Origin of the sequence: Burkholderia arboris (assembly GCF_902499125.1) — a bacterium.
GTDB lineage: Bacteria > Pseudomonadota > Gammaproteobacteria > Burkholderiales > Burkholderiaceae > Burkholderia > Burkholderia arboris.
Genome location: NZ_CABVPX010000027.1, coordinates 19,494 through 38,876, shown reverse-complemented (window position 1 = coordinate 38,876; position 19,383 = coordinate 19,494). Strand labels below are relative to the sequence as shown.

At 67.8% G+C, this 19,383-nt stretch carries 20 protein-coding genes; 8 read left to right on the top strand and 12 right to left on the bottom strand.

All coding sequences use genetic code 11. The annotated features are described in order from the left end of the window. Nucleotides 1–45 precede the first annotated feature (45 nt). Both pbpC and BLA15945_RS27570 read left to right on the top strand, forming a co-directional pair. Complete coding sequence (gene pbpC / locus BLA15945_RS27575) at nt 46–2,457, top strand: penicillin-binding protein 1C (RefSeq protein ID WP_217468171.1); 2,412 nt, start codon at nt 46–48, stop codon at nt 2,455–2,457. A 64-nt stretch (nt 2,458–2,521) separates the two neighbouring features. Beyond that, nucleotides 2,522–3,355, top strand: a complete 834-nt coding sequence (locus BLA15945_RS27570) for a tetratricopeptide repeat protein (RefSeq protein ID WP_174993851.1) — start codon at nt 2,522–2,524, stop codon at nt 3,353–3,355. A gap of 107 nt (nt 3,356–3,462) precedes the next feature. Here the strand turns inward: BLA15945_RS27570 and BLA15945_RS27565 are convergent, their stop codons facing one another. Both BLA15945_RS27565 and BLA15945_RS27560 read right to left on the bottom strand, forming a co-directional pair. Beyond that, nucleotides 3,463–4,308, bottom strand: coding sequence for a GNAT family N-acetyltransferase (locus BLA15945_RS27565; protein WP_174993877.1), 846 nt, complete (start codon nt 4,306–4,308; stop codon nt 3,463–3,465). 136 nt (nt 4,309–4,444) lie between these two features. Further along, on the bottom strand, nt 4,445–4,783 hold the full coding sequence (locus tag BLA15945_RS27560; RefSeq protein WP_174993850.1) for a helix-turn-helix domain-containing protein: 339 nt from the start codon (nt 4,781–4,783) through the stop codon (nt 4,445–4,447). Nucleotides 4,784–4,861: 78 nt separating this feature from the next. On the opposite strand from BLA15945_RS27560, the gene BLA15945_RS27555 reads away from it, so the two are divergent. Next, a complete protein-coding gene (locus BLA15945_RS27555) occupies nt 4,862–5,761 on the top strand; it encodes a hypothetical protein (RefSeq protein WP_059239147.1) in 900 nt (299 codons plus the stop codon). Between the two features lie 207 nt (nt 5,762–5,968). After that, on the top strand, nt 5,969–6,199 hold the full coding sequence (locus tag BLA15945_RS27550) for a hypothetical protein (RefSeq protein ID WP_059240912.1): 231 nt from the start codon (nt 5,969–5,971) through the stop codon (nt 6,197–6,199). Between the two features lie 100 nt (nt 6,200–6,299). Here the strand turns inward: BLA15945_RS27550 and BLA15945_RS27545 are convergent, their stop codons facing one another. The 7 genes from BLA15945_RS27545 to BLA15945_RS27515 form a co-directional block, all read right to left on the bottom strand. Further along, nucleotides 6,300–7,307 carry an aldo/keto reductase gene (locus BLA15945_RS27545; RefSeq protein WP_059239150.1) on the bottom strand — a complete coding sequence of 336 codons (1,008 nt, stop codon included), beginning with the start codon at nt 7,305–7,307 and terminating at the stop codon, nt 6,300–6,302. A 49-nt stretch (nt 7,308–7,356) separates the two neighbouring features. Continuing rightward, nucleotides 7,357–7,683, bottom strand: coding sequence for a carboxymuconolactone decarboxylase family protein (locus BLA15945_RS27540; RefSeq protein WP_059239151.1), 327 nt, complete (start codon nt 7,681–7,683; stop codon nt 7,357–7,359). A gap of 157 nt (nt 7,684–7,840) precedes the next feature. Beyond that, nucleotides 7,841–8,734: a LysR family transcriptional regulator gene (locus BLA15945_RS27535; protein ID WP_059239153.1), complete on the bottom strand. Its 894-nt coding sequence runs from the start codon at nt 8,732–8,734 to the stop codon at nt 7,841–7,843. Nucleotides 8,735–8,810: 76 nt separating this feature from the next. Next, complete coding sequence (locus tag BLA15945_RS27530) at nt 8,811–9,689, bottom strand: alpha/beta hydrolase (protein ID WP_174993849.1); 879 nt, start codon at nt 9,687–9,689, stop codon at nt 8,811–8,813. A gap of 110 nt (nt 9,690–9,799) precedes the next feature. After that, entirely contained in the window at nt 9,800–10,540 is a 741-nt protein-coding gene (locus BLA15945_RS27525) for an alpha/beta fold hydrolase (RefSeq protein ID WP_174993848.1), read from the bottom strand. Next, entirely contained in the window at nt 10,537–11,343 is an 807-nt protein-coding gene (locus BLA15945_RS27520; RefSeq protein WP_174993847.1) for a DinB family protein, read from the bottom strand. The genes BLA15945_RS27525 and BLA15945_RS27520 overlap by 4 nt, the downstream gene beginning before the upstream one ends. A gap of 72 nt (nt 11,344–11,415) precedes the next feature. Continuing rightward, on the bottom strand, nt 11,416–12,294 hold the full coding sequence (locus tag BLA15945_RS27515) for a LysR substrate-binding domain-containing protein (protein WP_226196209.1): 879 nt from the start codon (nt 12,292–12,294) through the stop codon (nt 11,416–11,418). Nucleotides 12,295–12,477: 183 nt separating this feature from the next. Here BLA15945_RS27515 and BLA15945_RS27510 point away from each other — a divergent pair, with 183 nt between their 5' ends. The 3 genes from BLA15945_RS27510 (at nt 12,478) to BLA15945_RS27500 (ending at nt 15,938) form a co-directional block, all read left to right on the top strand. After that, nucleotides 12,478–13,617 carry a C45 family autoproteolytic acyltransferase/hydolase gene (locus BLA15945_RS27510; RefSeq protein ID WP_174993846.1) on the top strand — a complete coding sequence of 380 codons (1,140 nt, stop codon included), beginning with the start codon at nt 12,478–12,480 and terminating at the stop codon, nt 13,615–13,617. A gap of 172 nt (nt 13,618–13,789) precedes the next feature. Further along, nucleotides 13,790–14,542 carry an alpha/beta hydrolase gene (locus BLA15945_RS27505; protein ID WP_174993876.1) on the top strand — a complete coding sequence of 251 codons (753 nt, stop codon included), beginning with the start codon at nt 13,790–13,792 and terminating at the stop codon, nt 14,540–14,542. A 4-nt stretch (nt 14,543–14,546) separates the two neighbouring features. Continuing rightward, nucleotides 14,547–15,938 carry an MFS transporter gene (locus tag BLA15945_RS27500; RefSeq protein WP_174993845.1) on the top strand — a complete coding sequence of 464 codons (1,392 nt, stop codon included), beginning with the start codon at nt 14,547–14,549 and terminating at the stop codon, nt 15,936–15,938. Between the two features lie 75 nt (nt 15,939–16,013). Here the strand turns inward: BLA15945_RS27500 and BLA15945_RS27495 are convergent, their stop codons facing one another. Further along, nucleotides 16,014–16,445, bottom strand: coding sequence for a YciI family protein (locus BLA15945_RS27495; RefSeq protein ID WP_059239170.1), 432 nt, complete (start codon nt 16,443–16,445; stop codon nt 16,014–16,016). 208 nt (nt 16,446–16,653) lie between these two features. Here BLA15945_RS27495 and BLA15945_RS27490 point away from each other — a divergent pair, with 208 nt between their 5' ends. Continuing rightward, a complete protein-coding gene (locus BLA15945_RS27490; protein WP_059239172.1) occupies nt 16,654–16,884 on the top strand; it encodes a hypothetical protein in 231 nt (76 codons plus the stop codon). 42 nt (nt 16,885–16,926) lie between these two features. On the opposite strand, the gene BLA15945_RS27485 is transcribed toward BLA15945_RS27490, so the two are convergent. Further along, nucleotides 16,927–17,628 (bottom strand): oxygen-binding di-iron domain-containing protein, encoded by a 702-nt coding sequence (locus BLA15945_RS27485; RefSeq protein WP_174993844.1) that lies wholly within the window; start codon nt 17,626–17,628, stop codon nt 16,927–16,929. Nucleotides 17,629–17,826: 198 nt separating this feature from the next. Next, nucleotides 17,827–19,251: an MFS transporter gene (locus tag BLA15945_RS27480; RefSeq protein ID WP_174993843.1), complete on the bottom strand. Its 1,425-nt coding sequence runs from the start codon at nt 19,249–19,251 to the stop codon at nt 17,827–17,829. Between the last annotated feature and the right edge of the window lie 132 nt (nt 19,252–19,383).

Genomic DNA, 19,383 nt, shown 5'->3' with positions numbered 1-19,383 from the left:
TGCAGCGGCGTGGCAGGCCGCGCCGAAAGCGAGGAGTCCCCGCGCGTGGCTGAAGCACCCATGCTCCGGCGGGCGCTGCACGGCGCCGGCCGCTGGCTGCATCGCTGGCAGAACTGGCTCGTCGGCGTGCTGCTCGTGTTCGGCGTGCTGGCCGCATGCCGGCTGTGGCCGCATCCGCCGTTGCGCGACTGGAAGCCGTCGTCGGTCGCGGTGACGGACGCGCAGGGCCGGTTGCTGCGGCTGACGCTCGCGAAGGACGACCGCTACCGGCTGTGGGTGCCGCTCGACCGGATGTCGCCGCAGCTCGTCGAAGCGGTGATGCTGCACGAGGACCGCTGGTTCTGGTGGCACCCGGGCTTCAACCCGTACGGGCTCGCGCGCGGCGCGTGGATCACGTACGTACGCGGCGGCAATCCGCAGGGCGGCTCGACGCTGACGATGCAGCTCGCCCGCTCGCTGTGGAAGCTGAACACGCGCACGCCGGCCGGCAAGCTCGCGCAGGTCGCGCGTGCGATGCAGCTCGAACTGTTCTACTCGAAGCGGCAGATCCTCGAAGCCTATCTGAACGACGCGCCGTACGGCCGCAACGTCGAAGGCGCGGGCACCGCGAGCGTCGTCTATTTCGACCGGATGCCCGATGCGCTGACGCTGCCCGAAGCGCTCGCGCTCGCGGTGATTCCGCAGGACCCGGCGCGGCGCGTGCGTGGCGGGCAGGACGAGATCAACCGCGCGCTGGCGGCGTCGCGCAACCGGCTGTATGCGCGCTGGCTGACGGCGCATCCGGGCGATGCGTCGCTGAAGCCGCTGTTCGCATTGCCGCTCGCGATGCGGCCGCTGTCCGCGCTGCCGTTCGACGCGCCGCATGCGGTTGCGCAGGCGCTCGCCGCGCGCAGCGCGTGGCGCGCGACGTCGGGCGGCGCGGCGGACGACAGCGATGCCGGCGCGCGGCTCGCGACGACGCTCGACCTCGACCTGCAACGCACGCTGGAGCGGCAGATCGCACGCTATGTCGCGCGCAACGATACGCGCGGCGTGCGCAACGCGGCGGCCATCCTCGTCGATACGCGCGACATGGGCGTGAAGGCGCTCGTCGGCTCCGCGAACTTCTTCGACCGCTCGATCGACGGGCAGGTGAACGGCACGCTCGCGCGGCGCTCGCCGGGCTCCACGCTCAAGCCGTTCATCTATGCGCTCGGTTTCGACCAGGGTGTATTGCATCCGCAGACCGTGCTGCGCGACGTGCCGACTTCGTTCGGCCCGTACGCGCCGGAGAATTTCGACGGTCACTTCCTCGGGCCGATCACCGCGACCGATGCGCTGAACCGCAGCCGCAACGTGCCGGCCGTGTGGGTCGCGTCGCAGCTCAAGTCGCCCGACCTCTACCAGTTCCTGCAGGAAACCGGCGTGCGCCGGCTCGCGAGCGCGCAACACTACGGGCTCGCACTCGTGCTCGGCGGCGGCGAAGTGACGATGCAGGATCTCGCGGCGCTGTACGCGATGCTCGCGAATCGCGGCGAGTTCCGGCCGCTGCGGCTGCGCGCGGACGAGCCGGCGCTGCCCGGCCGGCGCCTGCTGAGCGCCGACGCGAGCTACATGACGATGGACATGCTGCGCCAGCACTTGCGCCCCGACGAGACGAGCGGCGCGCAGCCGTCGAGCGTGCCCGTGTACTGGAAGACCGGCACGTCATGGTCGTTCCGCGATGCGTGGACGGCCGGCGTGTTCGGCCCCTATGTGCTGGTCGTGTGGGTCGGCAACTTCGACAATTCGACCAATACGGCGTTCGTCGGCGTCGATGCGGCCGCGCCGCTGTTCTTCCAGGTCGTCGATGCGCTGAATGCGGAGCGCACGCTCGTCGAGCCGCCGCGCGCGGTGCCGCCGCGGCTGAAGCGCGTGCGGATCTGCCTCGCGAGCGGCGATCTGCCGAACGAGTGGTGTCCGCAGCAGGGCTGGACGTGGTTCATGCCGGGCACGTCGCCGATTCGCGTGAGCACCGTGCACCGGCCCGTCGTGATCGACGACGCGACGGGGAAGGCCGCGTGCCCGCCGTACGACGGCAAGCGCACGCATACGGAAATCTTCGAGTTCTGGCCGTCGGATCTGCAGCAGGTGTTCGCGCAGGCGGGCATTCCGCGCCGGCGGCCGCCGCAGAATGCGGACTGTCGCGAGGCGGGGCAGGTCGAAGGCGATCCGCCCCGCATCACGTCGCCGCTGCGCGGCAGTACGTATGCGATGCGGGTGAAGCGCACGGAGGAAACGCGCATCGCGTTCAACGCGACGGCCGATGCGAGCGCGCATGCGCTGTACTGGTTCGTCAACGATGCGTATGTCGGCAGCAGTACGCCGGGCGATGCGCTGTTCTGGCAGCCGCGGACGGCCGGCAACTATACGGTGCGGGTGGTCGACGATCACGGGCGCAGCGATCAGCGGCCGTTGGGCGTGGGGTTGGAGCAGTAGGGGGCGGCAGTGTTTCCTTTGCTGCGTTTTTCAGTTGTCCGCTTTCGGCTATACCGGAGTGACCATGACACACCCTGTTTCGCAATCCGTCGACGGCTTGGCACGGCACACGCGCGCCGTCGCGCTGGTCGCGCTGATCCTGGGAAGCGCCGGCACGGCCTTCGCTGGCCAACTCGAGGATGCTGACAGGGCGTTTCAGCATGCGGACTACGCAACAGCCTTTGCACTTTGGCGCCCGCTTGCCGAACACGGCAACGCACGAGCGGAAGTCGGTCTGGGCAGGCTCTACGACTCCGGATTTGGCGTGCCAAAAGATCACGCGCAAGCCACCGTCTGGTTTCAGAAAGCCGCGAATCAAGGTGACGCCGAAGGCGAATGCATCGTCGGTCTGGGATATGTGATTGGGGCGGGCGGCCAGCCTCAGGATGTTTCGCGGGGAGTGGCCCTGATGAAGAAGGCCGTCGATCACGGAAATGCAGGATGTGCAAATCAGATCGGAGAACTCTATCGAAACGGTTTGTTTGGCGTACCCAAGGATCACGTCGAGGCAGTCGCATGGCATAGACGTGGCGCGGAGATGGGGGATGCGTTTGCCGAAGGGCGACTGGGGACAGACTATGAGCTCGGCATTGGCGTGCGTCAGGATTCCACGCTGGCTGCATACTGGCATGGAAAATTTGTAGAACACGTGCGCAAAGAGGCTGATCGAGGCGATGCCGTTGCGCAACTGATCTTGGGCGAATCCTATCAATGGGGCGGATCGGGCCTTGTCACGGACAAGGCTGCGGCCATGTATTGGTGCAAAAAGGCGGCGCAACAGAAGAGCCGCGTTGCAGATTCCGCCAAGCAATGCGTCGCGCAGATCGAACGGGCATCATTCGCTACCGAGTCAAAGTGACGATCGCGTTGGCGTCGTGAATGGCGGATCTCTGCGCTCCTCGATCGCGGAACGGGGCGGCAAGCGTCAACCGGAGGAACCGGTGCCCCGCCTTGACGCGCATCCCGTCACCCCAGCTCGAACGACGTCACCCCGAACACACGATCGATCGCAATCGCGGGTGCGTGTTGCGTGTACATCCGCGCGGTTTCGAACACGCTCGTCATGCCGTGCCGTTCCGCCAGCGCAACGGCCGCGGGATTCGTTTCCGGTACGTCGAGCACGATGACCTCGCCGGGCATGCGTGCCGCCAGCGCACGAAACAGCCCGGTGGCGACATCTGCGTCATCGGCGAATAACGGGCCGATCTTGCAGCCGGCCTCGCAGCGTCGTATGACACCGTATCCGGCGATACGGCCGGCATCGACAGTTGCGAGCGCAATGGCATCCGGCTGCGCGATCCACGCCGAGATGAAAGGTTCGCGCGCGGCGGGGAAACACTGGCGATCGTACGCGAGCAATTGCCCGAGCGGCACATCGGCCGCCGCAGTCACCAGCGCGCATCCGATACCGCTCACAAGCCCCTGATAGCGAATGTTGCGATATGCGAGCCGGAAGCCGGATTTCCGGTAGTTCGCCTGCTGCGCGACGACGCCATCGAGTCCGATGTTGCGTTCTCCAAGGTAGCGCATCCCGTGCTGCCAGATCCGCATGCCGAAGCCTTGGCCGCGAAACCCGGGTTTGACGATGTAGAGGCCGATGAAGCCGAAGCGGTCGTCGTAGGCGACGGCGGCGAGGCATGCGACCGGTTCGTTGCGCCAGACGCCAACGAAGAAGCCGGCCGGGTCGGCTTCCCTGAAGCAGGGCGGGTCATGCAGGCCGGGGTTCCAGCCTTCCGCGGCCGCCCATTCGACCGACAGGGCGACCTCGTCGGCCGACATGGTGCGCACGATGAAGTCTTCGTCTCGATCCATGGTTCGCCCTCGCGCTGCTGACCGAATCATCATAGTCGCGGGGGCGGCAATCGGCACGGGCATTTCATGCCGTCACCGGCGCGCGGGTTGCCGGTGGAAGCGGACGGGGCGGTCTGCGCTTCCTTCAACTGCCCCATCACCCGTCATCCGCCTTCGCCTGCAAATCCTTCAACCCCTGGATCACGACCAGCAGCGCGCGGCCGTGCTCGTCCGACCCGTCCCATGCGTCGACGATCGCGTCGCGCAGCAGGTCGTTATAGCGGCGGCGCGTCGGCTCCGTATCGACTCCATAGAAACTGCATAGCTTGGTGAATGGCGCGCTGCGGCGCAGCCGCCGCCCGTTCGATAGCCGCAGGCGCGACACGGTCGGCTGGCTGACCCCGGAAAGTCGCGCAATTTCGCTGGACGAGCGTGTATCTGCCATCAGGCGGCGCAACAGGTCTTGAACGGGAAAATCTTGGTCCGGGGCTTCCATGCGATGCATTATACCTATACAGTTACGGCTGTTGAATGGGCTTGCTGTCACCAGCGAGGCTGTATCCCGAGAAAGTTGATGACACTGAAACACCTCCCACCCACGTTCTGCTGGACCAAGATCGGTACCGAGTCCGGCGAGGAACTGCCGACCGTCGTGCTCCGCAAGGAATGGGAGCGCCGGCTCGGGGGCGGACGTTTTCTGTGGGGCATCAACCAGCCGCTCGGCAGCAGCGCGCAAGTCGCCGCGCATCGCACGGGCTCGCTGCTCGCGCTGTTTTCGCCGGTCGCATCGCGCCCGCGCGCGGGCGAGCGCAAGGACGCGCTGCTGTGGAATGCATGGGTCGACGCCAGTGGCCAGGTGCGGCCGTTGCCGCCGCATACGTTCATCGCCAGCCGCTCGACGTTGCCGTCGGGCCGGCGCCGCGAACAGCACTACGCGCTCGTGTGTGCGTCGTCCACCGCGCTGACGGTGGGTACGCAGTTGCGCGTGTTTCCCGATCACCTGCGCAGCGTGAGCACCGGCCAGCCGCTGGGTGCCGCACAGGGTGCGGCCGTGGTCGATTGCGTCGGGCGGGCGAAGGAGCAGACGGGCAAGAGCTACCCGCTCGCGCTGTCGGTCGAACTCGAGGCGCCGTATTTCGTGCGGCTTGCACAGCCGTGCGTGCTGAAGGCGCGCGATCTCGCGGAGGTGAACAAGGCGACGCGCGCGGGCGATTTCGATCGCTTCGTCGAGCTCGTCGCGCGCTTGCGCGGCCGTTCGCCGACGGATGCCGTGCGCGGCGTCACGCGCGATTTGTTCGACGTGCCGCCGATCGAAACGGCGGCCGCGTATGTTGCGCCCACGCATGCGGCGCGCTTGCGCAACCGGCCGGCAGCCGAGCATCCGCGCGATCTCACCGGCGACCTGTTCGACCTGTCGCCGGGCGAGGCGGCCGCGTTCGCGGGTCTTGCGCATCCGCGCATCGGGCGCGCGTGACGCCCGGCGCGAAGCACATCGCGCAAGAATTTGTTGCAATCTCGCCGTAGCGGATCGGCGAGCGTAGAGGGACAATCGGCACGAAGCGCGCTGCGCGGCGGCCGATGCGTCGACACTCGATGGGTCGCGGTTCACGCCGCCGACATGCGCACCACGCACACTGAGCGTCGGCGTGCTTCACACTGCAATCCTGAGGGAGGAGTGTCGATGTCGACCCACATCTGTTCGCGGGAAGCGCAGGCCGCACAACGCTTCGTCGAAGCCACGCGCAACGTCGATCAGGCGTTTCGCGCGGTGCGCGGCGAAAGCGACGACGACGCTTCGTCGGCCGAATACGCACGCGCGATGTCGCGCCTCGATTGCGCGCTCGACGAGCTGGCGCGTGCACAGGAATGCTTCGATCGCGTCGTCGGCGCAGGCGCTGCGCACGGCAACTGACCATTCGTCGCTGCTGCTTGATTCGCGCGTCGGACGACGCGCGTGCCTCTTCATGCCGGGCGTGTCGCCCGGCATGTCCGTTCATCCTCCCGTTCCGGCTTCAGACCTGGCGGCCTTCGACCGGATAGCCGGGATCGGTATAGCCGTGCGTCGATACGTGCCCGGGCGGCACGAGTGCATCGACGAACCGTTCGTCGTCGGGGCCGAGTTCGAGCGTCAGCGCATCGATGTAGCTGTCCCAGTGCGCTTCGGTGCGCGGCCCCGCGATCGTCGAACTGACGATGCGGTTCTTCATCACCCATGCGAGCGCGAACGCGACCGGCGTCGTGCCGCGCGCGGCCGCATGCGCAGCCACCTGCTGCGCGATATGCAACGATTCGGGGCGCCATTCCGTTTGCTGGATGCGCCGGTCGCCACGGCCGGCGCGCGAATCGGCGGGCGGTTGCGCAGCCATCGCGTATTTGCCGGTCAGCACGCCGCGTGCGAGCGGGCTGTACGGCACGACGCCGATCCCGTAATGCGCGGCGGCAGGAAGCTGTTCGACCTCGGCCGTGCGATCGACGAGGTTGTACAGCGGTTCGCTCGCGACCGGACGATCGATGCCGAGCTGATCCGCGAGCCGCACGATCTCGGCGATGCGCCAGCCCTTGAAGTTCGACAGTCCGAAGTAACGCACCTTGCCCTGCCGGATCAGGTCGGCGATCGCGCGCATGCCTTCGTCGAGCGGCGCGTCGGTCAGCGCGCGATGGAAATAGAGGATGTCGATGTAATCGGTACCGAGCCGCTTCAGGCTCGCGTCGACCGATTCGACGATCCATTTCCTCGACTGGCCCTGCCGGTTCGGCCCGGCGTCCGGCCCGCCCGGATAGCCGAACTTCGTCGCGACGATCCAGCTGTCGCGACGCGGCGCGATCGCGCGGCCGACGACCTGTTCCGAGCGGCCGGCGTGATAGACGTCGGCCGTGTCGATGAAATTGACGCCCTGGTCGAATGCCTTGTCGATGATGCGCGCCGACGTCGCTTCGTCGGTCTCGCCGCCGAACATCATTGCGCCGAGACACAGCGGCGACACCTTCAGCGCGCTGCGCCCGAGATAGCGGTAATCCATGTGAGGCTCCATGCAGGCGTGCGCCTGCCGGTTGAATGAAGGGCCGCGCTCAAACGCCGGCTTCGTCGAACACGCGTTGTGCGATCGGCAGCGCCGAGCTTGCGGTCGGCCAGCCCGAGTAGAACGCGAGGTGCGTGATCGCCTCGATCAGCTCGTCGCGCGTGAGGCCGTTGTCGAGCGCTTTCTTCAGGTGGAACGGCAGTTCGTTCACGCGATACAGCGACACGAGGCTGGCGACCGTGACGAGGCTGCGGTCGCGCGGCGACAGGCCGGCACGCTGCCAGACGTCGCCGAACAGCACGTTGTCGGTGTAGTCGGCAAGCGCGGGCGCAATCGCGCCGAATGCCTTGTGCGCGGGGGAAGTCGGTTCGGACATCGAGGGCTCCGGAGAACGTGGGGAATACCGGCGATGGTAGTCACCGACGCCCCTATCGATAATCCCCAACAATTCGCATGCACTTATCGACCGGATTCATGAATCGCGGCGGGTGGGCGATATCCGCGGTTCGGCCCGGTCCGGCTCAGGCTCACGCTCACGCGCGAATTCGCAGCGCCTCGACGATCACCGCGAGCGCACGCGACGACTGCCGCCGGCTGGCGTAATACAGGTGATGGCCGGGGAACGTCGGGCACCAGTCGTCGAGCACGCTGTCGAGGCGGCCCGCTTCGACGTGCGGCGCCGCGAGTTCGGCGGGCACGTACGCGAGCCCGTAGCCCGCGAGCGCCGCGTCGAGCATTTCGTACGTGCCGTTGAACGTGACTTGCCCGTCGACGCGCACTTGCAAGGCCTCGTCGCCGCGTGCGAGTTCCCACGCATACAGCGCGCCGTGCGTCGGCAGGCGCAGGTTGATGCAGTCGTGCGTGACGAGATCCTGCGGCGTGCCGGGCCGCGCACGTTCCGCGAAATACGCGGGCGCGCCGACGATCGCCATCTTCAGGTCGGGCGAGATGCGCACGGCGATCATGTCCTTCGCGACCTGGTCGCCGAGCCGCACGCCGATGTCGAAGCGTGCCGCGACGATGTCGGACAGCCCGTAGTCGGTCACGAACTCGACCTTCAGGTCGCGATAGTCGCGCAGCATCGGCGCGAGCTTCGGCCATAGCAGCGTGCGGATCACATAATCGGTCGCGTTGATGCGCACGGTGCCGGCCGGCTTGTCGCGCAGCTCCGCGAGCGCGGACAGCTCGGCCTCGATTTCGTCGAAGCGCGGCGCGAGGTTTTGCAGCAGGCGTTCACCGGCTTCGGTCGGCGCGACGCTGCGCGTCGTGCGCGTGAGCAGCCGCACGCCGAGGCGCGTTTCGAGCGAACGGATCGTATGACTGAGCGCCGATTGCGACACGCCGAGCCGGGCGGCCGCACGCGTGAAGCTGCGCTCGCGCGCGACGGCGATGAAGGCGAGCAGGTCCGCAAAGTTGTCGCGCGGCATGGAAGGAGTCGGGTGGTCGATTCCAGCGCATCGTATCACCGCGTTCGGCGGGCCGCGCGGCGGCGCGGCGCGTGCGTCAGCCCGCGCGCGTCATGCCCGGCGCAGCGGGCGCGGGGCGGTACGCGTAGCCGCGATGCTGGAACGAGGACGCGAAGAACCGCATCTGGTAGCGGATCGCGTTCGACCAGTAATCCCAGGTATGACCGCCGGGCCGTTCCGTGTAGTCGTGCGGCACGCCGAGCGCGACGAGCCGTTCGTGCAGCGCGCGGTTCGAGCCGACGAACGAATCGTCGCGGCCGCAATCGATCGTCAGGTCGAGATGCGCGCGCACGAACGCACGCGCGCTTTCGACGATCACGTTGCGATTCCAGAACGACGGATGGCGGCCGGGATCGCCGAACACGTGGTCGATGCCGGGCTCGTCCTCGCAGCAGCGCGGATCGACCGCGCCGCTGATGCTGCCGACCGCGCCGAACGTGTCGGGCCGGTCGAGCGCGATGCGCAGCGCGCCGAAGCCGCCCATGCTGAGCCCCGTGATCGCGCGCGCGTGCTGGGTCGCGATCGTGCGGAAATGGAGGTCGACATAGGACACGACTTCGTCGCCGATGAAGGTTTCGTAGCGGCTGCCCGAATCGAACGGGCTGTCGATGTACCAGCTTTCGTGTCCGCCGTCGGGCATCACGAGGATCACGTGATAGCGGTCGGCCAGCGCGGCGATGCGCGTGTTCGACGTCCAGTCGGTATGGTCGCCGCCCGAGCCGTGCAGCAGATAGACGACCGGATAGCGTTCGTCGCCGCGGTTGCTGCGTGCGTAATCGTCGGGCAGCACGACGGTCGCCTGGAGCGTCTCGCTCATCGCGGCGCTCGGGATCGCGACGACCCGCGCATGGAACGCGAAGGCAGGGCTCGCGACGGCGATCAGCAGAAGCAGCCAGAAGGTACGTGCCAGGTTCATCGATCCTCGCATGTGTCGACCCAGTCCGGCGCGGGGCGCCGGGAAAACCCTGTTCCGGCGACTCTAGCAACCGCGCCTTTCAACCATATTTCGGCGAATCCTACGGGTTGTCAGGCAGGCGGCGCGCATGCAATGCGCTCGATGGCGGCGCGCAACGCGTCGGGCCGCTCGGCCGGGATCAGGTGCCCGCAGCGCCCGATTGTCTCGAAGCCGGCGCAGCGTGCGAGCGCCCAGTCGGGCACATGCCAGCCCGCGCGCGAGCGTTCTCCGGCGACCAGCCAGACGGGGTGGCGCTCGAACACCTTCTCGAGCACCGGCAGGTAGCCCGCATCGCCCGTCGTCGCGACCACCGAGCGGCCCATCGCGCGCAGCGTCGATGCCGGCTGGTGCGCGAGCCAGCGGCGCGCGTCGTCGAGCTGGCCCGGCGACGGTGCGTCGATCGCGCCACGCAGCCAGTCGAGCGGGGCCGCGCGCAGGCCGATCAGCATGGCATCGGCTTCGCCGGGCGTCATGCGGCCGACCGATGCCGACCAGAACGCGTCGTCGAGCGTGAAATTGCCTTCGACGTTGACGATGTACCGCACGCGTTCGGGGTGCGCATGCGCGAACAGCATCGCGATTGCACCACCGACCGAGTGGCCGACGATATCGGCCGGCTGCGCGCTGAAATGTGCGTCGATGGTTTGTCGCACGTGCTCGACCTGCGCATCGAGCGAGATCGCATCGAACGGCACCGCGCGATACGCGCCGTAGCCGAGCAGGTCGGGGCAAAGATGCGGGCCGTTCCAGTCGCGCACGTCGAACGTGCCGATGAAACCGTGCACGAAGACGACGGGTGTGGGCCGGGTCATTCCGCGGCTCCGGAGGGCAGCGGCGGCAATTGGAGTTCGGCGAGCAGTTCGTCGAGTTCCAGCACGTGCGTGCGGTCGTGATCGAGCAGTTCGCGCACGAGTTCGTCGAGCGACATGCGGCGGATGCCGTCGCGCAGACCGCAACGGGCGAGTTGCGACGGCTTCAGCGCGGCCGCGGTGGCGCACAGCGCGGCGCGGCCGGTGCGGAACGCCGCGACCGCGTGGTCGAGCGGCTGGGCGAGGTAGTCGCGTTGCGCGGCGAGCACGGTGCCGTCGACCGATGCGATCACCGGCAGCTCCGCCGTGCGCACGGCGTCGATGCGTTCGGCGAACACCGAGTCGAGATCGCGCAGGTGGCACGCATGTTCGACGAGCGAGAAGCCGGTACCGGCCGGGCGGCGCGTGGCCAGCGCGGCCGGCACATGCGAGGTATACGCGGCGAGCCGGTCGGGCATGCGCGCCAGCGCGGCGGCGACGTCGGCGAACGGCAGCCGGTGCGGAAACGGGCTGAACACCGCGCCATAGCTGAACAGCGCACCGCCGAGCCGCCCGCGCGCCTGCACGACCTCGTGACGGTGGCGGCGCATGACTTCCGCGACCATCGCGCCGCAGAACTGGCGGGCCGTCGTGTCGGTTTCGATTTCGGGGAATGTGCGCGCGATCTCGTCCTGGATCGCGCCGATCGCGGCCACGCCGACGCGCGACAGCGCCGCGAATTCCGGATAGCGCTCGGGTTGTGCAATCAGCGCCTCGAGCTGCATGCCGAGCGTGGTGGTGCGGAAACGGTCGAAACGGGAATGCATGGCGAACCGGCCCTGGCTAGTAACGTATCAAAACGATACGTTACTAGCCAGGGCCGCGTCAATTGCCCGGCGCTAGCCGGCGAGCGCCGTGAGCAGCTGGTTCCGGACGATCGCGGTCGCCAGCGGCTGGCGGCCGAATTCGTACCACCCGATGTGGCGCCGCCACGTCGCGCCCGGAATCGGCTTCACGAACAGCAGCGGATCGTCGCTCCACGCGGCGTGCCGCAGGCGCGGCACGATCGTCACGCCGACGTTCTGCCGCACGAGATCGGCGATTGCGGCGATCGAGTTCATTTCGAGCACGGGATTCACCTCGACGTGCAGGCGGCGCAGCAGGCTCGTGACATGCCGTCCGGTCGGCGACGCGGCTTCGAAGCCGATGAACGGATGACGCTTGAGCAGCGACGCCACCGATGCATCGGCCGGCGCGAGCGCCGGGTTGGCCAGCAGCACGAGCGGTTCGTCATACAGGTACTCCCACGATTCGGGCAGCGTGGTCGCGCGCGGCTCGCCGATCAGCACGGCCGCATCGATCTCGCCGGCGCGCACCTGGCGCTCCAGTTCCGGGCTGCCACCGTGCGTGAGCCGCACGTTCAGGCCCGGATACTGCACTTTCAGCCGGATCACGTTGGCCGCGAGAAACCCCATCGACGACACCGTCGCCCCGATCGTGATCGACCCTTCGATGCTGTGCTGCCCGCTCACGCCGCGCACCAGCGAGTCGTACGCGGCCACCACCGAGCGCGCCTGCTCGAGGATCGAACGGCCGGCATCGTTCAGCTGCACGCTGCGCCCGCTGCGGTCGAACAACTGCCGCTGGCATACGCGCTCCAGCGTGCGCATCTGCGCGCCGACCGCCGCGTGCGTCAGCGCCATGCGGTCGGCCGCGGCGGCCATCGTGCCGTGTTTCTCGATGGCCAGGAACGTCCTCAGCATTCGAATCTCGCTCATCCCTCTCTCCTGGAAGCCGTCCGGCAACGTGCGCGCGCAGCACGTTCGACCGGTGTCGCGATGCGCCGGATGATCGCACGAAACTAAAAAAAATCTTTCGTTTATGGAAAGAAAATAACGCTTTTTATTTTGTTTATCGCGCCCGAGAATCGTTTCGTCCGATTCAGCGCAAGGAGTGTTTCGATGTCGTCCATCCAGCCTTTTCCCTTCGTCAGCGTGTCCGGCAAGCCGTACGAGCGGGGCGTGCAATACGGCCGTGCCGTCGCGGCGCGCGTACGCTTGAGTGCGTCGCGTTACGGGCAGACGCTGCGCAACCTCGGCTACGGCGCGGCCGCGCAGGCAGCGTTCATCCGCTCGCTCGAACAGGCGATCGGCGCGTTCCAGCCGGCCTGTCTCGACGAGATGCGCGGCATTGCCGACGGGGCCGATGTGGCGTTCGACGACATCGTGCTCGTCAATGCACGTACGGAAGTGCTCGCGAAGGCGCGCGCGGAGCACGCGCTGCCGGCCGGTGCGGACGCCGAGGACGAAGATGGCTGCACCGGCGTGCTCGTGCTGCCGTCGCGTTCGGCGACCGGCAAGCTGATCCACGCGCAGAACTGGGACTGGAAAGCCGACTGCGTCGATACCGGCATCGTGCTGCGCGTGCATAACGACGACGGCCCCGACTTCCTGACGTTCGTCGAGGCGGGCGGGCTCGCGCGCAGCGGGCTGAACGCGAGCGGCGTGTCGATCACCGCGAACTATCTCGAATCCGACCGCGATTTCACGCAAACCGGCGTGCCGCTGTCGCTGCTGCGCCGGCGCGTGCTCGAGGAGCCGGTGTTCGCGAATGCGCTGCGCGTGATCGCGACGACGCCGAAGTCGTGCTCGAACAACATCATGCTCGGCATGGCCGACGGCTTCGGCATCGATTTCGAATGCGCGCCGGACGAGGCGTTTCCGGTCTATCCCGGCGACGACGACCTGATCGTCCATGCGAACCACTGGGTCAGCCCGATCGCGCGCACGAAGCTGCGCGACACGGGGTGCGAGAACTCGCCCGACAGCTACTACCGCGACTGGCGTGTGCGCCGGCTGCTCGGTGCGCTGCCGAAGATCGACCGCCAGGCGGTCAGCGCGGCGCTGTTCGACGACTTCGGCGCGCCGTACTCGGTCTGCCGGCCGCCGCGCCCCGGCACGCGCCACACGCTGTCGGCGACGGTCGCGATGATCGTCATGCAGCCGGGCGACGGGGAGATGGACGTCGCGCCGATGCCCGCGCTCAACCGGGTGTTCACGCGCTACAGCCTGACGCGCGAGCCGCTTCGCGAAGCGGCCTGAACGGCGGCCGCCGCCCGCACGCGATCCAGCACACCAGAATCATTCAGGAGACAGACAGATGTTCGATACCGCAACGACGCCGGCCGGTTCCGGCGAAGCCCGCGCAGAGGCGCTGTACGACCTCGGCTCGACCACGGTCTACGCGAGCCGGCACGATGCGCGATTTCCGTACGTGCTGTACGTGCCGGACGACATCCGGTCGCCGGACAACGACGTCGAGCTGGTCGTCGTGATACATGGCACGGGGCGGCAGTTCACGCAGTACCGCGACGCGTTCGCGCCGTTCGGCCGCTGGAACCGCTGCATCGTGCTGTGCCCGCTGTTTCCGGTCGGCGTGTGCGGCGACGGCAATCGCAACGGCTTCAAGCGGCTCGCCGAAAGCGACATCCGCTATGACCGCGTGCTGCTCGACATGGTGAGCGAAGTCGGCGAGCGCTACGGCAAGCGCTTCGACCGGTTCGCACTGTCCGGCTATTCGGGCGGCGGGCAGTTCGCGCACCGCTTCGCGTATGTGCATCCCGAGCGGCTGTGGGCCGTGTCGATCGGCGCGCCGGGCAACGTCACGCTGCTCGATCCGCAAAAGGCGTGGTGGCTCGGCCTCGGCGGCGTCGAGCGGCAGTTCGGCAAGCCGTTCGACGCGGCGGCGCTGGCGCGCGTGCCGGTCCAGATGGTGGTCGGCCGCGCCGATCTCGAGACGTGGGAAATCACGGTGCGCGAAGACAGCGCGATGTACGTGCCCGGCATCAACGATGCGGGCGCGACGCGGCCCGAGCGGCTGCGCGCGCTCGCGGCGTCGTTCGAGGCGGCCGGTGTCCGCGTGCGCTTCGACGCGTTGCCCAACGTCGCGCACAACGGGATGCAGACCGTCGAGACGGTGCAGGACTTCCTTGCGCAGACGCTGCGTGCATTGCGCGCCGGAGGCTAGGCTCATGGAAATCGGCGACGAAGCGGGGCAGGCCCGCAAGGTCATCGTGTCGACCGTGATCGGCGGCACGTTCGAGTGGTTCGACTTCATGGTGTACGGCTACTTCTCGAGCCTGATCGCGCGGACGTTCTTTTCCGGCGTCGGGCGCGGCGAATCGATGCTGCTGACGTTCGCGACGTTCGCCGTCGGGTTTCTCGCGCGGCCGGTCGGCGGCGTCGTGATGGGGATGTATGCGGACCGTGCCGGGCGCATGAAGGCGTTGTCGTGGATCATGGTCGCGATGTCGGTCGGGTCGCTGCTGCTCGGCCTCACGCCGGGCTACGCGACCTGGGGCATCGCCGCGCCGGCGCTCGTCGTGGCGGGCCGGCTCGTGCAGGGGTTCGCGGTCGGCGCGCAGTTCGCGCTGTCGTCGGTGTCGATCTACGAGGTTGCGCCGCCGGGCAAGAAGATGTTCTACGGCAGCTTCAACATGCTGTCGCTCGGGCTCGCGGCGATGTTCTCGTCGGGCGGCAGCTACCTGCTGTCGCGCTACCTGTCGCATGCGGCGATGGCCGAATGGGGCTGGCGCGTACCGTTCCTGATCGGCGCGCTGGTCGGCCCGCTCGGCTTCTACATCCGCCATCACGTCGACGAATCGGCGGCGTTCCAGCGGATGCGCGCGCGGCCGGCCGCGCGGGCGCCGGCCGGCGTGCGCGCCCGCGCGTTCGTCCGCGAGAACGGCGATGCGCTCGTCTGCGCGATCGGCGTGATGATCGCCGGCACGTCGCTGAACTACGTGTGGAATGCGTACCTGCCGAACTACGCGCAATCGCAGCTGCATTTGCCGCTCAGCTCGTCGCTGCAGGCCGTGTTCGTCACGAGCATCCTGTCGTGCGTGCTGTCGCCGCTGTTCGGCAAGCTGGCCGACCGGATCGGCCCCTACCGGTTGTTCTGCTGCTTCATCGCCGGCTGGCTCGTGTGCGTGTTCCCGCTGTTCTGGTATCTGCTGGACGCGCCGACCGCGAACCGGCTGATGATCGTGCATCTGATCGGCATGCTGTTCCTGACGCTGCAGGGCGCCGCGCATCCGGGGATGCTCGTGCAGATCTTCACGGTCGAAGGGCGTTCGACCGGGGTGGCGATCGCATACAACTCGTCGGTGACGCTGTTCGGCGGGCTCGCGCCGTTCTACATCTCGGTGGTCGCGCACCTGACCGATGCACGGTTCATCCCGCCGAGTTACCTGTTCGGCACGAGCCTGCTCGCGATCGCGCTGGTGCTGGCCACGCGTACCGGACGGCGCTCGATACGGCACGACTGCGCGCAGCGCGGGCGCGGCGACGCCGTGCATGCGGGCGAGTTTGCCGGTTCGGGCGGCACCGTTCCGGCGCATGAACGGACGCAGGCGCGGCCGTGACGTTGCCGGTTGCCGCCACGGCCGACGGCAACCGTGCGAAGCGGGGCGGGCGCGAGGTTCACGCCCGCCCGCCGCTCACGACTTCGGCCGGGCGTCGACTTCCGCACGCATCCGCGCTTCCTGCTCCTTCAGCTCGGGCGTGAAGGCGTCGCCGAAATCGGCGGCTTCGAACAGCGGGCGGATCTCGATGTCGGAGTCGCCCGGCATCGGATTCGGGCAGCGCTTCACCCATTCGACGGCTTCTTCCATCGATTTCACCTGCCACAGCCAGTAGCCGGCGACGAGTTCCTTCGTTTCGGCGAACGGGCCGTCGATGACGGCGCGGTTCTTGCCGGAGAAATGGACGCGCTTGCCGTGGCTGCTCGGGCGCAGCCCGTCGGCGTCGAGCAGGATGCCGGCTTTCACCAGTGCCTCGTTGAAGCGGCCCATTTCGGCCATGCTTTCGGTGTCGGGCAAGCGGCCGGATTCGGAATCGGCGGTGGCTTTGACGATGACCATGACGCGCATTGTCGTATCTCCTGAAAAATGAACGGGGCAACCGCCGACGGTATCGACGGCAAAAAAGACCGGTTACGACAACACGACGCACGAGAATGACGCGAATCGACATCGTGCACGAAGAATTTTCGATGACAGGCCGGCCGGCGGGCGCCGCCGCGGAGCGCGCTGCCAAAACTGGTATGCTGATCCTCGCCACGTTGACGCGGAGGGTGCCATGGCTGCTAAGGAAGTCTCGAAGAAGAAGTACCTGAAAATCCTGAACAAACGCCTGCGTGCGGAGCCGAAGGCCCCGGCCGGCGCGTCGTTTGTGTTTTTCCCGCTGGGCGCGAAGGCGAAGCACGCGACGGGTGTCGTGTCCGGCGACGCGCGCAGCAAGGGCGAACTGGCCGTGATGGCCGCGGTCCAGCGCAAGGCGGCCGAAGAGTTCGTCGTCGCCGGCGCCTGACCGGCACCCGCTCGACCTCCATTGGAATGCCGCCGCCGCGGCTTACGCGGCGGCGGCTTCGCAGTGCGCGATCGCGCCGGCGAGCACACGCGGGATGTCATGCGTAATCGCCGGGCCGTGCATCGGCAGGATGAGGTCGAGATCGAGCGCCTGGATCCGCCGCAGTGCGCTCGCCATGTGCGCGAGCGACGGCAGATAGTCCGAGCGCCGGATCGACTCGAGGATGACCGGCAGCGGGTCGTCCGTTTCCTCGTCGCCGAAGCGCATCAGGATGTCCGACGACAGCAGCGCCCTGTACGCCGGCAGGTACACGACCAGCGCATCCCATTGATGGACATGCTTCGTGAAGACCGGCACGACGTCGACGCCTGCAATGGTCGTCGGCTCGCCGTCCTTCAGCAGCTCCGTGCGCACGCCGAAGATGTCGGCCAGCCCGTGCGTGCACATCGGATGGCCGTACGCGACGAGCGCCGGATTGGCCGCGAGAAAGTCGGGCAGCGCGCCCATCTCGTCGACTTCGAAATGCGGCACGATCACGCTGCTCACCATCGACGGCGTGATGCCGACGGTCGCGAGGCTCGCGCTCAGTTGCGGAAAATTGGCGCGCGTGCCCGTTTCGATACACACGACGCCGCCGTCCGGCGCGCGCACGAAGAACTGGCTGAAACCGAGCTTCAGCTTGTCGATGTAGGTCGTTGCGCGAAACAGGCCGCTGCGGATTTCTTCGATTCGGGCGTGGTCCATCGATGCAATCCTCGCGCGGGGAGGGGGAGCGGGACGGCACCGTCGCGCGCTCGCCGCGACGTATTGAACGAGGGCTGCGCGTGAACCGGTGCGTCGATGCAGTCTAGCAGCGTCGCCCCGGATCCGAAGCCTGCCGGTTTGCGTAGCGGCCGGGAACGGCGCTGAACGCGTTCCCTGCCTGACAGCCAACCCCGACGGTCAGGACAACTTGTCGGCCGCCGTCGCCGGATAGCGGCCGTTGCCGCCTGTCTCGTCGCCTGCCGCCAGTTGCTCCAGCGCGAGGCCCTTCGTCTCGATCCCGAGCGTCCACACGGCGATCGCCGCCGCGATGAACGACAGCGCGCCGAGCGTGAACACACCGCCCTGGCCGAACACCGGCAGCACGACGCCGACCACGTAAGGCCCGATCAGCGAGCCGACGCGCCCGATCGCCGATGCAAAGCCCGAGCCCGTCGCGCGCGCGCCGGTGCCGTACAGCTCGGGCGTGTACGTGTACAGCGCGGCCCACATCCCGAACAGGAAGAACTGCATTGCGAGGCCCGTGACGATCAGTAGCGTCGTGCTGCCGCCGTACAGCGCGCTCTGGCCGTAGGCGTATGCCATCGCACCGCCGCCGATCAGCGACGCGATGCAGGTCGGCTTGCGCCCCCAGCGTTCGACGAGCCACGCGGCGCACAGGAAGCCCGGCACGCCGCCGAGCGAGATCAGCACCGTGTAGAACACCGATTTCGTGACTTCGAAGCCGGCTTGCTGCAGCAGCGCGCCGAGCCACGAGGTGAGACCGTAGAAGCCGAGCAGCGCGAAGAACCACAGCAGCCACACCATCACCGTGCGGCGACGGTACACGCCGCTCCAGATCTCGCGCAGCGCGCCGTGGCCGCGTGCCACAACCGGTTCGGCGAGCCGCGACGGCGGCGGCAGCGTCGTGACGCCGGCCGAGCGCATCACCTTCGCCTCGATCGTGTGCATCACGGTGTCGGCTTCCGTGTGCCGGCCCGCATGTTCGAGCCAGCGCGGCGATTCGGGCACGATCCGGCGCACGACGAGCACGAACACCGCGGGAATCGCGAGCAGCGCGAACACGGTGCGCCAGCCGAACTGCGGCAGCACGAAGTACGCGACGACGCCGGCCGTGATGAAGCCGAGCGGCCAGAAGCCGTCCATCAACGCGATCAGGCGGCCGCGCTTCTCGGTCGGCACGAACTCGGACAGGAGCGTCTGCGCGACCGGGAATTCCATCCCCATCCCGATGCCGAGCAGCACGCGGTAGACGATCAGCGCGTCGACGCTCTGCGCGGTCGAGCACAGGTACGACGCGGCGCCCCACAGCACCATGCTCCACTGGAACACCGGCCGGCGGCCGAAGCGGTCGGCGAGCAGGCCGGCGACGGCCGCGCCGAGCACCATCCCGACGAAGCTCGCGCTCGCGACGAGGCCGGCGGCCGCGGTCGACAGACCGAACTCCTTGCGGATCGAGCCGAGCACGAACGTCATCGTGCCGAGGTCGACCGAGTCGAAGAAGAACGCGATCGCGATGATGAAGAAGATGCGCTTGTGATAGCCGGAGAACGGCAGGCGTTCGAGCCGGGCAGCGGCGGAGGCGGGAGCGGTGGCGGCGGGCATGGCGTCCTCTGAAATGAAAAAGGGGCCGCGCAGCGCATGCTCCAGGGCCCCGATGCTTCACATTCAGTAGACGCGACCACAAACTGCCGCATCAGAGGAAAAGCGCCGCCTGCTTGCCCAAATGCGTCATCG

Coding starts and splice junctions, on each gene's coding strand:
- BLA15945_RS27570 (WP_174993851.1), top strand. CDS start 2,522: ATGACACACCCTGTTTCGCAATCCGTCGACGGCTTGGCACGGCACACG.
- BLA15945_RS27565 (WP_174993877.1), bottom strand. CDS start 4,308: ATGGATCGAGACGAAGACTTCATCGTGCGCACCATGTCGGCCGACGAG.
- BLA15945_RS27560 (WP_174993850.1), bottom strand. CDS start 4,783: ATGGAAGCCCCGGACCAAGATTTTCCCGTTCAAGACCTGTTGCGCCGC.
- BLA15945_RS27555 (WP_059239147.1), top strand. CDS start 4,862: ATGACACTGAAACACCTCCCACCCACGTTCTGCTGGACCAAGATCGGT.
- BLA15945_RS27550 (WP_059240912.1), top strand. CDS start 5,969: ATGTCGACCCACATCTGTTCGCGGGAAGCGCAGGCCGCACAACGCTTC.
- BLA15945_RS27545 (WP_059239150.1), bottom strand. CDS start 7,307: ATGGATTACCGCTATCTCGGGCGCAGCGCGCTGAAGGTGTCGCCGCTG.
- BLA15945_RS27540 (WP_059239151.1), bottom strand. CDS start 7,683: ATGTCCGAACCGACTTCCCCCGCGCACAAGGCATTCGGCGCGATTGCG.
- BLA15945_RS27535 (WP_059239153.1), bottom strand. CDS start 8,734: ATGCCGCGCGACAACTTTGCGGACCTGCTCGCCTTCATCGCCGTCGCG.
- BLA15945_RS27530 (WP_174993849.1), bottom strand. CDS start 9,689: ATGAACCTGGCACGTACCTTCTGGCTGCTTCTGCTGATCGCCGTCGCG.
- BLA15945_RS27525 (WP_174993848.1), bottom strand. CDS start 10,540: ATGACCCGGCCCACACCCGTCGTCTTCGTGCACGGTTTCATCGGCACG.
- BLA15945_RS27520 (WP_174993847.1), bottom strand. CDS start 11,343: ATGCATTCCCGTTTCGACCGTTTCCGCACCACCACGCTCGGCATGCAG.
- BLA15945_RS27515 (WP_226196209.1), bottom strand. CDS start 12,294: ATGAGCGAGATTCGAATGCTGAGGACGTTCCTGGCCATCGAGAAACAC.
- BLA15945_RS27510 (WP_174993846.1), top strand. CDS start 12,478: ATGTCGTCCATCCAGCCTTTTCCCTTCGTCAGCGTGTCCGGCAAGCCG.
- BLA15945_RS27500 (WP_174993845.1), top strand. CDS start 14,547: ATGGAAATCGGCGACGAAGCGGGGCAGGCCCGCAAGGTCATCGTGTCG.
- BLA15945_RS27495 (WP_059239170.1), bottom strand. CDS start 16,445: ATGCGCGTCATGGTCATCGTCAAAGCCACCGCCGATTCCGAATCCGGC.
- BLA15945_RS27490 (WP_059239172.1), top strand. CDS start 16,654: ATGGCTGCTAAGGAAGTCTCGAAGAAGAAGTACCTGAAAATCCTGAAC.
- BLA15945_RS27485 (WP_174993844.1), bottom strand. CDS start 17,628: ATGGACCACGCCCGAATCGAAGAAATCCGCAGCGGCCTGTTTCGCGCA.
- BLA15945_RS27480 (WP_174993843.1), bottom strand. CDS start 19,251: ATGCCCGCCGCCACCGCTCCCGCCTCCGCCGCTGCCCGGCTCGAACGC.